The organism is Streptomyces sp. NPDC085937, assembly GCF_044540535.1.
Taxonomy (GTDB): Bacteria; Actinomycetota; Actinomycetes; order Streptomycetales; family Streptomycetaceae; genus Streptomyces.
Genome location: NZ_JBITSH010000007.1, coordinates 86,305 through 102,147, shown reverse-complemented (window position 1 = coordinate 102,147; position 15,843 = coordinate 86,305). Strand labels below are relative to the sequence as shown.

Sequence of the window (15,843 nt, the reverse complement as noted above, 5' to 3'; positions counted from 1 at the left end):
AGTGGGGGCCGTCATGCCGCCTCCCTTGGGGTGGCATGGGCGATGACCCAATCCAGTGCGCTACGGATGGTCGTGCGGCACTCGGCCGACGGCAGGCCGGTCGCCTCCCCCGCCCCCTGGATTGCCTGCTCCGCCACATCGCGCGGCAGGTCGCCCCACGCGACGAACCGGGCGACCTTGCAGGCGCTCTGGTGCAGGGTGCTGTTGCGCCCGCCGTCGGTCGCGGTGGCGATGACCGCGCATTCGCGTTCCAGCGCCACCCGCGCGGCGCGCGTGCCGTCATGGACCCGGACGGGCACCGGGGCGGGCCGGTCCGGCTCCGTGAGCAGCGCGGCGAGCCAGCCCGGCAGTTCCGCGACAGGCGCGTCGTGGGCAACCTCGTACGCGCCGTCCGGGGTGGTGCTGCCGGGGGCGACGACGTAGCCACCCCATGCCCGGGTGTCGATGTGCGGTCCGAGACGGTCAACGCTGCACTTCAACCGCACCCCAGCGGGGGCGGTGAAGTAGAGGTGTTCACCGCGCGCGGTCCGCACCCGGTAGGTGTCGGGGAGCACCTGTCCGGCGCGCTCGCAGAGCGCTTGCAACGCAGTGGCGCCGTCAGGCGCTCCTTTCGGCTCTTCCGCCTTGATCGGGTCCAGGTCGATGACGAGCAGCCCCGCCGGGCCCGTCGCGATCCCCACGTTGTAGGGCCGGTGCGCCCACGCGGCGTGGATTAGGTTCGGGTCGGTGGTCGCTCGCTCTTCGGGGGTGCGGTGCCCGCCCGTGCACCGGTTGGTGCGGGGGCAGGCCCGTTCGGCGTGTCCGGCCGGGCGCTTGCTGCCGGGGTGCAGGGGGATGACGGGCCAGCCGCGTTCGGCCGCCGTGAGCGCGGACGCGAGCAGCGGCAGGCACGCCAGATCCATCGTGGCGACGCTGGTCATGCCGCCACCTCCAACGCGGGCCTGGCCGTGGTGGCACCGAGCAGCCAGCCGTAGGCGTGGTGGGCCTGGCGAGGCACGACGCCGTTGCCGAGAATCTTCAGTTGTTCCTTGCGGGGGATGCCGGGCACGCCGGTGACCCAGCCTTCGGGCAGGCCCATCATCCACTCGGTGAACAACGGGGACAGGCGCCGGTTGCCGCGCATGCCCGGTTCGGTCGGGCACGGCGCCGCCCTGCCGGTGATGCGCTCCCAACGGCGGATCGCGGGCCCGAAGTCGGTGCCGTCGCTCGCCACCCACCGCTCGTCGAGCGGGACCGGCCCGGACGGTGTGGTGTCGACGCCGGCGAGCAGGTTCACGGCCACCTCGTTCAGCGGGCGGGCGTTGCGCTGCAGGAGGTTCGACGCGCCGGACTTCCAGTCGCGGGCCGCCGGCGTGGGCAGCAGGCTCACGCCTCCGGTGGCGGGAGTTTCGTCACGGCGGTGCGCAGGTTCATGCCGCCCTTGCGCTTCGGCGAGGTGCCGGGGCCGCCAGTGCCGTCCGAGCTGGTGGGGGTCGGCATCAGCGGGATGGGCAACTGCGAACCAGCGGTCGCGCTCGTGCGGGGCGCCGGTTTCGGGGTCACCAGCGCGTACGCATGTCCACCGCAGGTCATACCGGAGCGCGGCCAGGTCTGCGGCGACGACGTCCAGCCCCCGCGAGCGGAGCGCCGCCACGTTTTCCAGGAAGACGAGGCGCGGTCGAAGGTGGCCCACAGCCTCAGCGACGTTTTTCCAGACTCGCGACCACTGCCCATTGATCCCGTCCCTTCGTCCAGCGTTGGAGGTGTTGCGGCAGGGGAAACCGGCGCCGACCACGTCCGGCCGGAACACGTCCCGGACGCGGTCCCAGTCGACGTGGCGGATGTCCCCGAGGTTGGGCACGCCGGGGTGCCGGTGGGCGAACACGGTCGCGGCGTGCGGGTCGTTCTCGGCGAACGCGGCGACCTGGCCGCCGATGCGGGCACGGATCGCAGCTTCCAGACCGCCGTAGCCGGCGCACAGGCCGATGATCGTCGGCGGCGAGCCGGGCACTCGCCGGATGCTGATGGGTTGCGTCATGCTGGGAGACCTCCACAGGTCCGTTGGATGGCAGGTGGAAGGCGGCGGCCCCGGTTCTTGGTCGGATGGGGGCCGCCGTCGTCGTTGTGCGGGTGGTCAGGCGGCGGCGGACTCGTCGCCGCGCGTGACAATCAGGGCGCCGTCCGGGGTGCGGACGACGGCGCCGCTCGCGGTGAGCGCCTTGATGGCCTTGGAGACGGCGCCCTTGGACAGGCCCGTGAGCGTCACGAGGTCCTTCTGGCGGACCGGGGTGTCGGCGGTCTCGATGGCCTTGAGCACGCGGGCGGCGGCGCCGTCCGTGGCGGGTGCCGTCTCGGGCGGGGTGTCTTTCACGAGCGTGAGCGTTGGGGCGCCCGCGGCTTCCACCGTGGGAGCGGTGCTGCGGGACCACGGGGTGCGGTCGGGCAGGGCGATGACCACGGACTTGTCCATGTAGCGGACCTTGACGGGGTCGGGCTTGCGCTTGCCGTCCCGCACGAGCGCCACACCGGGCACGGGCAGCTCGTCGGCGTTCCATCCCTTGGCCTGCGCATCTTCACCGAGTACGACGCGGGCTTCGGCCGGCGTGCGGACGGCGAGGCAGATGGAGACGCCGATCTGCGGGGCGATCTGCTTGGGGATGCCGTCGCCGATGGTGGGCTTCTGGGTCATCCACCACAGGTCGATGCACGCTGCTCGCCCCATCCGGGCGATGGACTCCAGCGCGGGCAGCGCGGACCGCTTGACGGTACGCGTCTTCCCCTCACCGGCCTCAACCTCGTAGGGGACGCCGTCGGCGGCCGTCATGACCTCCGCGCCCTCGTCGACCACGACCGTGATGCGGGGTCGGTCCGCCGTCGGGGTCCAGGTGTCCTGTCCCTTGGGCAGGATGGAGAGCCGGTCCAGCATCTCCGTCTCCAGCTCGTCGGTCACGTCGATGACCTCGTGCGGGGTGGAGGCGACGCGGGCCCGGTGGTCCCACAGGCGGCCTTCCACGCGCTTGAGGTCGATGATGACGAGCGCGTTCGTGGCGCCCTCGGACGCGTCGTACAGCAGTGGCCGGGACGCCACGCTCTTGCCCGCCCCGGAGCGGCCGGCGATGAGCAGCCGTTCCCCGAGCGGCACGGTGACCTGCTCGCCGGTCACGGTGTCGATGCCGAGCGAGCGCCGCTCGGGCGTCCACGTCAGGTCGTCGCCGTCGGCGGCCGAGCGGGTGCGCAGGATCAGTTCGGCCCAGCCGCCTTGCTTGCCTGCCTTGATCTGCATGCGCAGGCTCGTGCGGGCCCCGAGCAGGGCGCGAATGTGGTCTTCAGCGCTGCGGAGCTTGGTCGCGGTCCACGTGCCGTCGAGCCGGACCGCGCACACGATGCCCGCCTCGGTCAGCTTGGGCCGGCCGGTCAGTGTGCCGGCGAGGCCGCGCTGTTCGGCGTGCTCCTTCCAGTGCTGCGGCTGAAGCCGCTTCAGCAGTGCCGACTCTTCAGCGGTGGGCTTCAGGCCGGTGGTGTCGCGCTCACGCACCGCGATCCACACCGACAAGGCGGTGACGGCGGCGACCACGGCGACGGCCGACCACACCCACACACGCACGGACACCTCGGGCAGCCACACGTAGCCGGCGGCGCCGAGGGCGGCGGCGGTCTTGGTGGCGAACAGCCACATCGGGTCCGGGACGCGCCGCTTGGCCGTGCGCAATTCGCGCTCGGCGCGGTGGCGCAGGGGGGTGACGCCCTCGGGGTCGACGGCGCGCGCGGTGGCCAGCGCCCGGCGGGCGTCCCGGACGAGCGGCTTGCGTTCGGCCCGCAGAGCGGAGCGGCGCTCGGATTCCTTGCGCCACCGGTCGGCGGTCCAGCGGGCGGCGGTGGCGGCGTACTGGCGGTGCGTGCGCCAGACTTTGGACTGACTCACGGTGTCCTCTTCTCAGGGGTTCGGTGGGTTGGTGGTGACGGGCCCTGCGACGGCCCGTCACCACGCACGTGTGTTACGCGGAGTGAGCAGGTTTCCGGTTTCCTGGTTTCCGAGGGGCCCCTACGCGCGTGCGCGCGAGGACGGAAACTTCCGTCACCCTGCGTCGCTACGGGGCCTGTGGCGGCCGAACAGGCCTCCGGGGGTCAAACCCCACCCGGAAGGCCCCTCGGGCGCCCTACGGGCCGCCTACGGCCTCGGGGTGTTTCAGCGGCTCTTCCGGCCGCGCCGGCCGGTGCGCTTGCCGCCGTCGGTGACGGAGCGGACCACGGTGACGACGGCCCAGCCGAGCACGAGCGCGATGAACGCGAGCATCGCCAGGTTCGCGGCGATGGCGGTCAGGACGCCGACGAGCAGCGGGCCGAAGTAGACGCCGGCCGCGACCGCCCCGGCACCGACCCCGGAGCCGAGCGCGACGCGCTGCACCGTGCGGTCCGGCGGCGCCTGGTGGATGTGCACCACCTGCGGCCCGGTCGGCTGCTGGACGGGAAGGGCGGCGGGGTCGGCGTAGACGTGACTGCCGTCGGGGAGCTGCACGACGGTCAACGGGCGATGAGCGGGGAGCTGTTCCATGACGCACCCTCCGGGGCGTTGTCGGGGAAAGCGCAGGCAGAGCACATGCCGAGCGACGGCGGGATGACGTATCCCGCATCGCGGCGGCACTCGGGGCAGATGCGGCGGGCCCGGTTCGCGGCGTCCAGTGCCGCCCATCGGGCCGGGGTCATCGGCCGGACGGGCTTGGCCAGATCGACGCGGTAGAGGTAGGCGATCAGCGGTTCACGTCGGCGGCGTGGCCGTTCGAGCTGTGCGGCCACGTCCTGACCGCCGGGCCGCAGCCCGCGGGCGCGGAGTTGACGGCGGGTGGCGTAGCCGTCCGGGGCCAGGTGCCACAGGAACACCGGCAGCGCCCCCATCACACGGCCTCAGCCAGGGCGGCGCGTTCGGCGAGGATCGTGTCCCGCAGCGTCCGCGCGTTCGCGGGCGAGGTGCGAACCTCGCGGCGGATGCCCTCGGCGGTCACCTTTGCGTCGGGCCAGTCGGCCGTCACCTTGCGTGCCTCGGCGAGCAGCTCGTCCGGGGTGCGCTTGGACCGGGGAGACTTCGCCACCTCCGGGACACGGCCGGTGGCGCGGCGCGGTCGGGTCGACTCGGCCGCCACCGCGCGCCGCTCGATCGGCTTGACCGGCGCGACGGGGGCCGGGTCGATCGAGGGAACCGGCTTGGTGGGGAGGGTCGACTTCAGGAAGCCGACGGCCACCGGCCGAGGCAGCGCAGTTGCGTTCGGAGTGATCGGCGCCGGGGTCGATACCGGGAGGTCAGCCGTAGACCGTTTCGTATCGGTCTCGGTCGATTCCTCCGCATTCGCGACCGTGGCCGGGATCGGGACGGGTCGGTGGTGGAGCACCTTGGCAACCAGATCGGAACCGAAGTAGATCGACCCGACCGGCAGCGACGTGGCCAGCAGCACGAGCGCCCAGTTCGCCGGGTCCCACTCCGCCAGCCGCGACCAGTCGACCGAGCGGCCGTGCAGCTCCGGGACCAACCCGTGCACGTAGTTGAGCACAAGTGAGGCGATCGTGTATGCCCCGAGCACCCGCAGGGCGAAGCGGCGGGCGTCGTCGGCGAGCACGAGGGTGGCGACCAGGGCGAGAGCCATCAATCCGTCGACCACGAACGGGTACAGCGTCGCCGCCGTGGCGTCCGCGCCGACCGCGCCGGCGATGTCCCGCAGTGCGTTCCAGGAGACGCGGAAGGCCATGCCGACCACGGCGACCAGGGCGAGCACGAGGGCCGTGCGGCCCTTGCGGTGAAGGCTCATGCCGCACCACCCGGCAGGCTCGCGCCGGCCGCAGCGTTGAGCAGCGCGACCCGGGCGGCGAGTGCACGGCGGCGAGCCCGGCGGATGCGACGGGTGTCCAGCTCGGTCGGCGTGCGGTCCAGCGTGATGATCTGCGCGTCGAGCAGGTCGACGCCCGCCAGGATAACGGGCATCTCCTGCTCGATCGCGTCCAGCTCGGCGTCCGTCGGCTCCATGAAGTCGGCGAACGCGGTAACAGCGTCCTGAACAGTGACGATGTGGTCCATTGGGTCGTGTTCCTCTCACAGGATGGAACGGCCCGAACGCGGCTCCCGGGTGGCACCCCGGGAGCCGCTCGCCGTTGGAGTCAGTTCCGGCTCCCCGCGCCCCCGTCCGTACGTCCTCACGCAGCGCGCGGGACGGACGGGCGGGAGAGGCAGCCGGCCGCAGCATCGACGCTGCGAACCAGGACGGGTCCGAACTAACGCTGGCGCCACCGCCGGTCCCTAACGGCGGCGCCCGAAGTCTTCGTCGTTGCACCGAGGGTTCCTCTCAAGCCAGAACGACAGGGATGAAGCACTGCAAGGGGGACCATGTCCCCACTCTCCGGCCGTTGCTCGCGGTCACCGGGCCACCTCGCCAGTACGGGCCGAAACCCTGTTCAACCTGGCCTTTAGCGGGATTGCAGCGTCCCCGCCCCATGCATCAGCGCAGGCCGGTGCAACTCAAAGGAGTTGCACCGCTTGCTCAGCTTGTTGGTACAAGCTGATGCAGTGATGCTGCACCCACGGACAGTGAGTCGTCAAGAGATTGGAGCCCACATGTACCAACAAGTTGAGCGAGTGAGTCATGATGGGGGCATGAGCAAGCAGCCGAAGTACCGGCAGGTGGCCGATGCCCTACGCCGAGAGATCGACAGCGGCACGTACGCGCCGGGCGCGCGGCTACCGTCGGAGAGCGACCTGATGAAGCGCTTTGACGCGTCGAGGAACACCGTGCGAAACGGGCTAAGTCTCCTGGTCAGTCAGGGTCTCGTCTCGTCTAGCCAAGGGTTGGGCTACGAGGTTCGATCGCACGAGGTGTTCAAGCTCAACGCCTCTCGATTCGAGAACCTGGACTTCCCACAGAACGGCGACGCGTACCGCACGGACGTGATGAACGCCGGCCGTCGACCGCATCAGACATTCCGTGTCGAGATGACCCCGGCTTCTGCGGATGTCGCGGAGCGGCTGAAGGTCGACGTGGGTTCCACCACGGTTCTACGGTTCTGCCACCGGTACGTCGATGACGTGCCGTGGTCCACGCAGGCCACCTGGTACCCGGGGTGGCTTGTGGAGCGGTCTCCGCGGCTCGCTGAGCCGGGCGATATCGAAGAGGGGACCACGCGGTATCTCGCGTCGCATGGGATCGAGCAGGTGGGCTACTTCGACGAGATCGCGGCGCGCATGCCGACTCCCGAAGAGGCACGCCTCTTGGAGATGGGTGCCGGGGTGCCCGTGCTGCTCTGGACACGCACCGGCTACTCGGAGGATCGGCCGATCCGTTGCACGGTCACCACCTTCCGGGGCGACCTGAATCAGATGAACTACGAGATCGGGACCCTGTCCGGCCGGGAAGAGAACGAGGCTCAGTGAGAATCTGCTCGGCAACACCTCACGACCTGGCCAAGCTGCTCGCCTTCCGGCAGGAGGCGGCAGCTTGGCTGTCTCGCCTCGGCACCGACCAGTGGCAGCGTCCGTATCCGGCTGACAAGCTGCTCGCCACCATTGAGGCGGGGGAAGTCTTCATGGTGCGCGACGGTGACGTCACGGCGGCCACGATCACGTTGACCTCGGATGCTGAAGAGGGGCTGTGGACCACAGATGAGCTACGAGAACCTTCCCTGTTCATCAACAAGCTGACCGTGGCGCGGACGCACGCCGGCCACAACCTTGGCGGTCGGCTGCTCGATTGGGCCGGAGACCGTGGCCATCGTGCGGGCGCTGAGTGGCTTCGTCTGGACGCCTGGACGACGAACATCGGTTTGCAGGCGTACTACTTGGGCCACGGCTTCCGGCATGTCCGGACGGTTCACCAGGGTGACGCTGTGAACGGCGGCCCAAGGGTCTCCGGGTGGCTCGCACAGCGTGCAACAAAGCTTGCGGCTCATGGATTTACAGACGAAACGGCTGCTCCGGAGCGAGTGGCCTGATACCACGTGGTACACGATCAGGCGTCGTCTAAAAATCTATCAGCTCAACCAAATGTCGACGGATGGCATGGCCGACCCAAGGACCCTCCGACAATGAGCGTGAGCGATCGCGATGCCGACGCTGGTCAGGTCGAAACTTTTCATTGCTGAGTTCTCCCAGGTCTCGGCGAAATTTTTGAATTCCGGGTCGAGGGATTCGATTTCCGCGTGAATCGCTTCGCCGGAGATGGGATTTGCTTTGAGGAGCTGCTGAAGCTCATTGGCGTGCTCTCCGACGTCTATGGTGGACAGTTTGTTCTCAAGGTCGGCCTGGCTCACCGCAGCGATTTGAAGCTTTGCAGGGTCGCGCAAGCAGCGCATCACGATCCCTTTGTCCTTGAACTCGGAGATCCATGGATACTGATCCTCTTCGAATCCCAACGTGAGGAGGCCGGGGTACCTTTCGAGGAAAAGTTGCGTAAATGTCACCACGCCTAGGCTGATGGACCCGCATCCCGCGTACGCGAGGTGTCCCATATTTGCATCTGATGGCTGGGAGAGGCCCTTGACTAGGGGAAGCCAAAACTTGCGGAGCGTTGCATGTAGTAGCGGAATGCTGTTGGCGTTCACGTTTACATAGCGAGCCATAAATATCGCACCCAGCACCGTGACCTGCGCGCTGGTGAGGCGGGGTGCTGTTTTGAGCGCTTCATTCAGCACTACCTGTCTGAACGATCCTCCAGCTTGCTTAGATCGATCGACAAGCATGTCTACGAGCAGATCGCCCAGGTCTTCGTCGCCGGTAGTAGCAAACTCCTCTTGGACTCTAAAAAGGGCCCGCTGAAAATCGGGGTTCCGTGCATTATTCAACGACTCGGGTGACTCGTTGCTGAGTTTCTCCAGGAACTTGTCACAAATAGCTCTGGCTCGTTCTTCGGCGGTGCTTGCCGCTTCGGTAGCGAGGCGCGTGAAATTCTGATGAAAGACGTCGTCTGCGATTTCCTTAACATCGCGATAGGAAAGCCCAGTGTGTAGGTCCCCAGCGACCTGATAATTGGTGGAGTTATCTCCACTTGTTTGGCGCTGACTCATGGTTCCTGCCGTCGAATTTCGCTGTTTCCGTCCACTCTCATGTTCCCTCCCGCTTGATAGTTGATCGAATCATTTCCAGATTTCTGAACCTGGCGATCCTGATTCTTCTTCCGGTCAAAGTAAAACCAGCCGATCAATGCGATAGGGACCGCTACGCCTACTCCCCCGAAAGCCCACGTGACCCAGCTCATTGGTGACTCCTCTTCGTCATCGGTTTCCTGGGGTGACACATCTGCTGCACTCCGCCCTCACCGCGGCAGGTGGACTTGTGGGTCGGGTGCTGGGATGACCTTGGTAGAGCGAGCGATGTATGTGTTGCGACGGACGGTAGACCATGCCAGTGACAGACAGGGGTAGAACGGCTAACCCGGGCTGACTGACATCAGCCGGTGACATCAACGTCGGTGCACAGCAGCGGACATTGAGGTCCCTCACGGCAGCGTCTGCCCATGGCGGCTGCCATGCAGCCGCCATGGGCACTGCGTGGCTGACAGGAGCGCACCCGCCTACGGATCAGAAGGTTGCAGGTTCGAATCCTGCCGAGTGCACACAGACCGAAGGCCCCGGAGAGATCCGGGGCCTTCGGCGTTTTCGGGTCGGCCGGTTCCGGGTCGACCCGTTTCGGGTCGGACGGCGGTGAGGTGCGGCGGTCAGGTCAGCCCGCCGCCCGTGGCGGCGCCGGGCTGTTCCCGTTCGCGGCGGCGTCGTCGTCCGGCAGGCGGGTGACGGCGAGGGTCGCCGCGTCGTCCTCGAGGTCCTCGGTGTGCCGGAACAGGGCGGTGAGCATGGTGTCCAGGACGGCACCGGGGTTCGCGGGCAACGGGCCGGTGAGCGGCGGGACCGGGTCGAAGAAGACACCGTCGCGGTCGCGGGCCTCGATGATGCCGTCGGTGAACATCACCAGCGTGGCACCGGGAGGCAGTTCGCACCGGTCCACCGGGACGACGGGCCCGGCGAGGTCACCCAGCCCCAGGGGCAGCGCCGGCTCCTCCGGTTCCAGCACGGTCACCTCGCCCTCGTGGACCAGCAGCGGCGCGGGATGCCCACGGTTCGCCATGCGGAACGCGGAACGGTCGGGGAGGATCTCGACGAAGACGGCGGTGACGAAGTCCTCGTAGGGGGCGTCGTCCTGGCGCGCCTTGACGTCCTGCACCTGCACCTCCACGGCCTGGACGACGGCGGGCAGGTCCGGCAGCTGGAGGGCCACCGCGTGGAAGGTGCCCAGCAGCGTGTTGACCAGGGTGACCGCCTGCGTGCCCTTGCCGCGCACGTCACCGATCACCATGCGCAGACCGTGGGGGGTGTCGTGCACCGCGTACAGGTCGCCGCCGATCAGGGCCTCCTCCTGCGCGGCCTGGTACCGGGTGGCGACGGCCAGTCCGCGGACCCGGTCGGGCATCGTCGGCAGCACCGCGCGCTGGACCGCCTCCGCCACCTGTCGGGAGGTCCTCAGCTGCTCCCGTTCACGGGCGAACACCCGGTTGAGGAACCCCGCGACGACGGTGAGGGTGATGAGGGTCGTGAAGCCGATGACGTTCGCCCTGGTGAGCACCTCCTGGCTCTCCCGGAGCGACAGCAGCCAGCCGACCAGGCAGGCGACGGCGCCACTGGCGACCGTCCAGGTCAGGGAGAACATCGGCGCCGCGATCACGGAGACGGTCGCGAGCAGGGGGAAGGTGTTGAACGGGAGCCAGGCGAGGTCGACGACGACCGCGACGAGCAGTACGGCGGCGGGCAGGCAACGCGCCCACGGCAGTTTCCGGGAGCCGCCCTTGTGCTGGTATCGCTCCATCCGCGCGGCCCTCGGTCGTTCCGTCCCGTCCCGCGCCCCAGTCTCCGCCACGCCCTCCCCCGCGACCACCGGGAGCGTCCGTTCGCGGCCCGTCCGGGACGGGGACGCTCACGTGGTCGACGGGGGGATGTTCTGGTTGGCGTGGAAGAGGTTGTCGGGGTCGTAGGCGCGCTTGACCTCGGTGAGGCGGGCGTAGTTGTCGCGGTAGGTGGAGCGGACGCGCTCCGGTCCCTCGGCCTCGCCGATGAAGTTGACGTAGGAGCCGCCCATGGAGTGCGGGTGGAGGTCGGTCCAGTAGTCGACGCACCACTGGCGGACCAGGTCGGCGTTGGCCGGATCCGGGTCGATGCCGGCGACGACGCCCGACCAGACGGCGTCCCGGTACGCCCAGGCCGTCTCGCCCGGGGCGACGTCGTGGGCCGCACCGTCCACGGGGTACAGGTGCATGGTCGACAGGGCTGTGGGCAGCGCCCGGCCGTACCGCTCGTGCACCGCGACCGCCTCGTCGGAGATCGCGTCGAAGAAGTCGCCCCGCCAGTACCACTGCAGGCCCTTGGGGACCAGTTCGTCGAACATCGTCTGCAGGGCGGGATACGGCATCGGCGTGGCGAAGTGGAAGGCGGGCGGGGCCGGCTCGTCGACCACGGAGAGCACGTCCTCCAGGCGTCCGCCGTCCAGGGCGCCGGTGTAGCACCAGATGACGGCGCACATCTTCTGCCCGTGCAGCGGTTCCGGGAAGGGCGGGCCGGGCGGGACGGACATCACGGCGAAGAAGCCGTTGAGGTCCTCCGGCGCGGCGGGCAGGAACTCCCGGTACCAGCGCAGCACCTCCGTCGTCCGCTCGACCGGCCACACGGTGACCGCCACGCCGACCGTGTCCACCGGGTGCAGCTTGAAGGTGAACGAGGTGACGACGCCGAAGTTGCCGCCGCCGCCCCGCAGCGCCCACAGCAGGTCAGGGTGTTCCTTCTCCGTGGCGGTGACGACGCTGCCGTCGGCCAGGACCACGTCCGCGCCGATCAGGCTGTCGACGGTCAGGCCGTACTTGCGGGTGAGGTGGCCGTGGCCGCCGCCCAGCGTGAGACCGCCGACGCCGGTGGTCGAATTGATGCCGGCCGGCACGCCGAGCCCGAAGGCGTGGGTCTCGTGGTCCAGGTCGCCCAGCTGGCTGCCGCCGCCGACCTGGGCCGTCCCGTTCTCCGGGTCGACCCTGACCCAGCGCATCGGGGACAGGTCGAGCGTGAGTCCGCCGTCGACCAGGCACAGGCCGGGGCCGCTGTGCCCGCCGCCGCGCACGGCGAGGTCGACGCCCGTCTGCCGGGCGAAGGCGATCGTGGCCCGTACGTCCGCCGTTCCCGTGCAGCGGGCGATGGCGGCGGGACGGCGGTCGATCATGGCGTTGTAGATGCTGCGGGTCTCGTCGTACCCGGCGTCCTGCGGTGTGACGACAGGTCCTCGCAGGGCCTCGCGCAGATTGTCGAGAGCAGTTGCGTCCATGCCGCTCATGAGCGGACACCCCTTGGGAGCAGTGCGGAACCGGAAACGGGCCGCGTCGGACGGAACCGGCGGGACGGGAGGTCGCGGATCGGGGGATCGGCGGGCGGGAGGTCGAGGTGCCGGGCGTTGGTGGCCGGCCGGTGTCCGTCCGGGGGTCCGGGGGAGAGCGGGTCCCCGGTCGTTCGGGGAGCGCGGTCCCCGCTCTTTTTAGTGTGACGCCGGTCACAGTCCCGCGCGATGTGGGGCGGCGGGGTCAGGAGCTCAGGGCGGACGGCCCGGGTTCCCGTGGTGGCGCAGCGCGTTGCGCAGGTGGTTGGTCAGGGCGGTGGCCGCGGCCGTGAGGAAGATGAAGCTGTAGAGGATCTGCAGGATGGCCACCAGGCGGGCGGACTGTCCGCGGGGGGTGATGTCGCCGTAGCCGACGGTGGCCAGCGTGACCAGGGTGAAGTAGAGCGCGTCCAGGCGGGTCGCGATGCCGTCCAGTTCGCCGGGGCGCTGGGCCAGGCCCTGGTAGGCGGTCGCGAAGACCAGCACGGACAGACACATCAGCGGGGGGATGACCAGTCCCGGACGGACGCCCGGGACGGCCAGCAGCACCCGCGCGACCTGCACCAGCAGCAGGACGGCGATCAGGGCCAGGGCCAGGCCGAAGAGCAGCCAGCTGAGTACCGGGCGGCGTGGCCCCAGCCCGTTCAGCGGCAGCAGGAAGTACGCGGTGACCATCGCGGTCACCCCGGCCACCTGCGCCACCCAGGGCCACACGCCGCTCCGGACGGCGGACGTCCCCTCTACGCCCGGGACTCGCGACGGGGTGCGCACAGGGCCCAGATGATGAAGCCGTCGATGACGATGAGGACGATCGACCACACCGGCTGGTAGGGCAGCCACACGAAGTTGGCGATCATGCTCAGCCCGGCCAGCGCGACACCCACCGCGCGGGCCCAGGCGGCGCCCGTGAACAACGCCATGCCCGCGGCGGCCACCAGCGCGCCGAGGATCAGGTGCACCCAGCCCCAGCCGGTCAGGCTGAACTCGTAGGTGAAGTTGCGGGTGGCGACGAAGACGTCGTCCTGGGCGATGGCGGCGATGCCCTCGAAGATCGCCATGATGCCACCGAAGATCATCAGGAAGGACGCGGCGGCCGTCCAGCTCGCCGCCCAGGGGCTGCGCGCCTCGAAGCCGGCCCCGTGACGACGCGTGCCGCTGACATTGCTGGCCATGTTCTCGACCTTTCGGATGTCCCCGAGCGGTTCGATCTCATTCAGAGTGGCACCCCGGGCGGCACCCGGCACCTCGGTGCCCGGTACCACCGGGCGGGACGTCGTCAGCCCTCGCGGCGGCGTTCCTCGCGGAAGCCTTCCGCCAGCGCGGTCGCGCGCGTGAACCAGTCGTTCAGGACGGCGAGCTCCTCGGCGGAGTAGTCGGCGAACAGCTCGGCGAGGCGCGTGTAGTAGGGCTCGTACAGCCGGGTCGCCAGGGCCACCGCGTCCGGCTGGGCGGCCACGCGCACCCGGCGGCGGTCGGCGGGGTCGGGACGGCGGGTGATGAAGCCGGCCCGTTCCAGGCGATTGAGCACGCCGGTCATCGCGCCGGTGGTGACGTGGACGCGTTCCGCCAGCTCACCGGCCGTGAGGAGGTCCTCCCCCGCCGCGATGACGAAGCCGAAGCAGGTCACGTCGGTGACGTTCAGGCCCATGAGCTGGGCCATCTCCTGCTGGCCGACCAGGTGGGTCGCGATCAGCCGGTCCATCGCCCACATCGCCTCCTGCTGGGTGGCGGGCGGGCGCGGAGTGACGTGCATGACGGGGCTTCCCCTTTTCCCTTAGGTCGTGAGATATTTCTGGTGTTAATCCCTTAGGACGTGAGACATCTCGTCCGGAGGCACGCCGACTGCACGAAGGGGCAGACATGAGCGCGCACCCATATGACCACGGGCACACGGTCGCCGGATGGACCGGTTGCGGGATCGCCGTCGCCGGTACGGCGGTGCTGGGCGCGGGCATCTGCACCGGCTCCGGGCCGCTGCTCGTCGCCGGGGCGGTGGTCGTGGTGGTCGCCCTGCTGGTCACCTGGGCCCTCCATCTCGCCGGATGGGGCAAGCCGTCGGGGCCGCGCCCGAGGGAGCAGTGGGACTGGCGGGTGCGCGACACCGGCGCCCGCGCCGGGCACCCGGAGTGTCTGGGGTGCCGGCTGGCGGGGCGGGGCCGGGTGGCCGTTCCTGACGCGGGCGTGCGGGAACCCGCGCATGTGACCGCGCCCGCGTCGGCGCCGGTGTCGGCGCCGGTGTCCGCGTCCGTGCCTGTGCCGGCCGGCGCGGACTCGGTGGGTGCCGGGAGCTGATCCGGCCGGGCGCCGAGGAGCGGAGCCGTCGCTCCCGGCCGCGAGGACGCGCGAGCCGGAGCGTCCGTACGAAGGGCCGTCGCCCACGACGGCGCCCCGTTGTCAGTGGTCCCCCCTACGCTCGGCGGGGATGGCACAGGCATGGCGGTGTGCGGGGCTGAGCTGGACGGCGGACGGCCCCGTGCTGATCTGGGACGGGGGCCGGCGCTCGGCGCTGACCTGGGGGAAGACGGTGGCCTTCGGGGTCGCGGAAGGGGGAGTGCGCCGCTGCGTCGGAGCGCGGGGGAACGCCTGCCCGCTCGAGGCCCCGGTGCCCGCGCGGAGCACCGGGGCGCGCTGCGAGGAGTGCGCCCGGCTGGACCGCGCGCACTCGGTGGCCGCCGACACGCTCGCGGACGATCCCCGGCCGTACCGCGTGTACCTGGCGTGGTTCGGGCCCGGGATGACCAAGGTCGGCATCACCGCCGAGCGGCGCGGTCCCGCCCGGCTGCTGGAGCAGGGTGCGGTCTGCTTCAGCTGGCTGGGCACCGGACCGCTGATGGCGGCGCGGCGCACCGAGGAGCTGCTCCGCGCCGCGCTGCGGGTACCCGACCGGATCCCCTACGCCGCCAAACGGGCGGCGCGGTCGGCGCTCCCGGCGACCGCTGAGGAACGGGCGGTTGACCTGGCCGAGTTGCACGCGCGGGCCCTCGCCCTGAGTGGCTGGCCGGAGTCGCTCGATCCCGCCCCCTTCGCCCCCGTCGACCATGTGGCGGTGTTCGCCCTGGACCGGGCGCCCGCTCCGGTGGGCGAGGTCGGCGAGCTGGTCGAGGGCGGCGCGGTGAGCGGTGAGCTGGTGGCCGCCGCCGGACCCGACCTGCACCTGGCGGGGGACCGCGGCGTCCTTGTGCTCGACACCCGGCTGCTGCCCGGCTGGGAGCTCGTCCCCGCCGCCGGGCAGGGGGTCGCGGTGCCGGTCAGGCCACTGAAGGAACGGCCGGGCGCCCAGGACGGGCTGTTCTGAGGGACAGGCTGGGCGCCGGGCCTGAGGGCGGGGCTGGGCTGCCGGGGCTGACTGGAGGGCTGGGACGCCGGGTTCGACGGAGAGGCCGGGGCCGCGCCCCGGGTCTGACGGAAGGGCCGGATCCCGGGTCCGGCGGAGGGGCGGGACCCCCAGGCTCGGGGGAAGGGCCGGACCCCCGGGTCTGGCGAAAGGC

General features: G+C 70.2%; 17 protein-coding genes. 4 read left to right on the top strand and 13 right to left on the bottom strand.

The annotated features are described in order from the left end of the window. Positions 1-11: 11 nt before the first annotated feature. The 7 genes from ACIF8S_RS17030 to ACIF8S_RS17000 all read right to left on the bottom strand — a co-directional run bounded on the left by ACIF8S_RS17030 (position 12) and on the right by ACIF8S_RS17000 (position 6,043). Positions 12-920, bottom strand: coding sequence for a bifunctional DNA primase/polymerase (locus tag ACIF8S_RS17030; RefSeq protein WP_399999884.1), 909 nt, complete (start codon positions 918-920; stop codon positions 12-14). After that, positions 917-2,017 (bottom strand): DNA cytosine methyltransferase, encoded by a 1,101-nt coding sequence (locus tag ACIF8S_RS17025; protein ID WP_399999883.1) that lies wholly within the window; start codon positions 2,015-2,017, stop codon positions 917-919. Before ACIF8S_RS17025 ends, ACIF8S_RS17030 begins: the two co-directional genes overlap by 4 nt. 96 nt (positions 2,018-2,113) lie before the next feature. Beyond that, positions 2,114-3,901: a MarR family transcriptional regulator gene (locus ACIF8S_RS17020; protein ID WP_399999882.1), complete on the bottom strand. Its 1,788-nt coding sequence runs from the start codon at positions 3,899-3,901 to the stop codon at positions 2,114-2,116. A gap of 264 nt (positions 3,902-4,165) precedes the next feature. Beyond that, positions 4,166-4,531 (bottom strand): DUF6251 family protein, encoded by a 366-nt coding sequence (locus tag ACIF8S_RS17015; RefSeq protein ID WP_399999881.1) that lies wholly within the window; start codon positions 4,529-4,531, stop codon positions 4,166-4,168. After that, positions 4,501-4,872 (bottom strand): RRQRL motif-containing zinc-binding protein, encoded by a 372-nt coding sequence (locus tag ACIF8S_RS17010; RefSeq protein ID WP_399999880.1) that lies wholly within the window; start codon positions 4,870-4,872, stop codon positions 4,501-4,503. The genes ACIF8S_RS17015 and ACIF8S_RS17010 overlap by 31 nt, the downstream gene beginning before the upstream one ends. Continuing rightward, positions 4,872-5,777 carry a DUF2637 domain-containing protein gene (locus ACIF8S_RS17005; protein WP_399999879.1) on the bottom strand — a complete coding sequence of 302 codons (906 nt, stop codon included), beginning with the start codon at positions 5,775-5,777 and terminating at the stop codon, positions 4,872-4,874. The genes ACIF8S_RS17010 and ACIF8S_RS17005 overlap by 1 nt, the downstream gene beginning before the upstream one ends. After that, positions 5,774-6,043: a DUF6284 family protein gene (locus ACIF8S_RS17000; RefSeq protein ID WP_399999878.1), complete on the bottom strand. Its 270-nt coding sequence runs from the start codon at positions 6,041-6,043 to the stop codon at positions 5,774-5,776. Before ACIF8S_RS17000 ends, ACIF8S_RS17005 begins: the two co-directional genes overlap by 4 nt. Positions 6,044-6,616: 573 nt before the next feature. Between ACIF8S_RS17000 and ACIF8S_RS16995 the strand changes: the two genes are divergently transcribed. Both ACIF8S_RS16995 and ACIF8S_RS16990 read left to right on the top strand, forming a co-directional pair. Further along, a complete protein-coding gene (locus ACIF8S_RS16995; RefSeq protein ID WP_399999877.1) occupies positions 6,617-7,390 on the top strand; it encodes a GntR family transcriptional regulator in 774 nt (257 codons plus the stop codon). Next, on the top strand, positions 7,387-7,947 hold the full coding sequence (locus ACIF8S_RS16990; RefSeq protein WP_399999876.1) for a GNAT family N-acetyltransferase: 561 nt from the start codon (positions 7,387-7,389) through the stop codon (positions 7,945-7,947). The genes ACIF8S_RS16995 and ACIF8S_RS16990 overlap by 4 nt, the downstream gene beginning before the upstream one ends. A gap of 39 nt (positions 7,948-7,986) precedes the next feature. On the opposite strand, the gene ACIF8S_RS16985 is transcribed toward ACIF8S_RS16990, so the two are convergent. The 6 genes from ACIF8S_RS16985 to ACIF8S_RS16960 all read right to left on the bottom strand — a co-directional run bounded on the left by ACIF8S_RS16985 (position 7,987) and on the right by ACIF8S_RS16960 (position 14,108). Then, entirely contained in the window at positions 7,987-9,018 is a 1,032-nt protein-coding gene (locus ACIF8S_RS16985; RefSeq protein ID WP_399999875.1) for an LPO_1073/Vpar_1526 family protein, read from the bottom strand. A gap of 655 nt (positions 9,019-9,673) precedes the next feature. Further along, the gene (locus tag ACIF8S_RS16980; protein WP_399999874.1) at positions 9,674-10,810 is read right to left on the bottom strand and encodes a PP2C family protein-serine/threonine phosphatase; all 1,137 of its coding nucleotides are present in this window, start codon (positions 10,808-10,810) and stop codon (positions 9,674-9,676) included. 108 nt (positions 10,811-10,918) lie between these two features. Beyond that, a complete protein-coding gene (locus tag ACIF8S_RS16975) occupies positions 10,919-12,307 on the bottom strand; it encodes an FAD-binding oxidoreductase (protein ID WP_400000064.1) in 1,389 nt (462 codons plus the stop codon). Positions 12,308-12,568: 261 nt separating this feature from the next. After that, positions 12,569-13,030: a potassium channel family protein gene (locus tag ACIF8S_RS16970; RefSeq protein WP_400000063.1), complete on the bottom strand. Its 462-nt coding sequence runs from the start codon at positions 13,028-13,030 to the stop codon at positions 12,569-12,571. 65 nt (positions 13,031-13,095) lie between these two features. Next, positions 13,096-13,527: a hypothetical protein gene (locus ACIF8S_RS16965; protein WP_399999873.1), complete on the bottom strand. Its 432-nt coding sequence runs from the start codon at positions 13,525-13,527 to the stop codon at positions 13,096-13,098. Positions 13,528-13,631: 104 nt separating this feature from the next. Then, positions 13,632-14,108: a MarR family transcriptional regulator gene (locus ACIF8S_RS16960; protein ID WP_399999872.1), complete on the bottom strand. Its 477-nt coding sequence runs from the start codon at positions 14,106-14,108 to the stop codon at positions 13,632-13,634. A 107-nt stretch (positions 14,109-14,215) separates the two neighbouring features. Here ACIF8S_RS16960 and ACIF8S_RS16955 point away from each other — a divergent pair, with 107 nt between their 5' ends. Both ACIF8S_RS16955 and ACIF8S_RS16950 read left to right on the top strand, forming a co-directional pair. Beyond that, positions 14,216-14,647 (top strand): HGxxPAAW family protein, encoded by a 432-nt coding sequence (locus tag ACIF8S_RS16955; protein ID WP_399999871.1) that lies wholly within the window; start codon positions 14,216-14,218, stop codon positions 14,645-14,647. A gap of 130 nt (positions 14,648-14,777) precedes the next feature. Then, a complete protein-coding gene (locus ACIF8S_RS16950; protein ID WP_399999870.1) occupies positions 14,778-15,650 on the top strand; it encodes a DUF2797 domain-containing protein in 873 nt (290 codons plus the stop codon). Positions 15,651-15,843 lie beyond the last annotated feature (193 nt).

Bases quoted from the DNA above. Each gene is read 5' to 3' on its own strand.
- ACIF8S_RS16955 (WP_399999871.1), top strand. From the start codon at position 14,216: ATGAGCGCGCACCCATATGACCACGGGCACACGGTCGCCGGATGGACC.
- ACIF8S_RS17000 (WP_399999878.1), bottom strand. From the start codon at position 6,043: ATGGACCACATCGTCACTGTTCAGGACGCTGTTACCGCGTTCGCCGAC.
- ACIF8S_RS17025 (WP_399999883.1), bottom strand. From the start codon at position 2,017: ATGACGCAACCCATCAGCATCCGGCGAGTGCCCGGCTCGCCGCCGACG.
- ACIF8S_RS16965 (WP_399999873.1), bottom strand. From the start codon at position 13,527: ATGGCCAGCAATGTCAGCGGCACGCGTCGTCACGGGGCCGGCTTCGAG.
- ACIF8S_RS17030 (WP_399999884.1), bottom strand. From the start codon at position 920: ATGACCAGCGTCGCCACGATGGATCTGGCGTGCCTGCCGCTGCTCGCG.
- ACIF8S_RS16950 (WP_399999870.1), top strand. From the start codon at position 14,778: ATGGCACAGGCATGGCGGTGTGCGGGGCTGAGCTGGACGGCGGACGGC.
- ACIF8S_RS17010 (WP_399999880.1), bottom strand. From the start codon at position 4,872: ATGGGGGCGCTGCCGGTGTTCCTGTGGCACCTGGCCCCGGACGGCTAC.
- ACIF8S_RS16980 (WP_399999874.1), bottom strand. From the start codon at position 10,810: ATGGAGCGATACCAGCACAAGGGCGGCTCCCGGAAACTGCCGTGGGCG.
- ACIF8S_RS17005 (WP_399999879.1), bottom strand. From the start codon at position 5,777: ATGAGCCTTCACCGCAAGGGCCGCACGGCCCTCGTGCTCGCCCTGGTC.
- ACIF8S_RS17015 (WP_399999881.1), bottom strand. From the start codon at position 4,531: ATGGAACAGCTCCCCGCTCATCGCCCGTTGACCGTCGTGCAGCTCCCC.
- ACIF8S_RS16995 (WP_399999877.1), top strand. From the start codon at position 6,617: ATGAGCAAGCAGCCGAAGTACCGGCAGGTGGCCGATGCCCTACGCCGA.
- ACIF8S_RS16975 (WP_400000064.1), bottom strand. From the start codon at position 12,307: ATGGACGCAACTGCTCTCGACAATCTGCGCGAGGCCCTGCGAGGACCT.
- ACIF8S_RS16960 (WP_399999872.1), bottom strand. From the start codon at position 14,108: ATGCACGTCACTCCGCGCCCGCCCGCCACCCAGCAGGAGGCGATGTGG.
- ACIF8S_RS16970 (WP_400000063.1), bottom strand. From the start codon at position 13,030: ATGGTCACCGCGTACTTCCTGCTGCCGCTGAACGGGCTGGGGCCACGC.
- ACIF8S_RS16985 (WP_399999875.1), bottom strand. From the start codon at position 9,018: ATGAGTCAGCGCCAAACAAGTGGAGATAACTCCACCAATTATCAGGTC.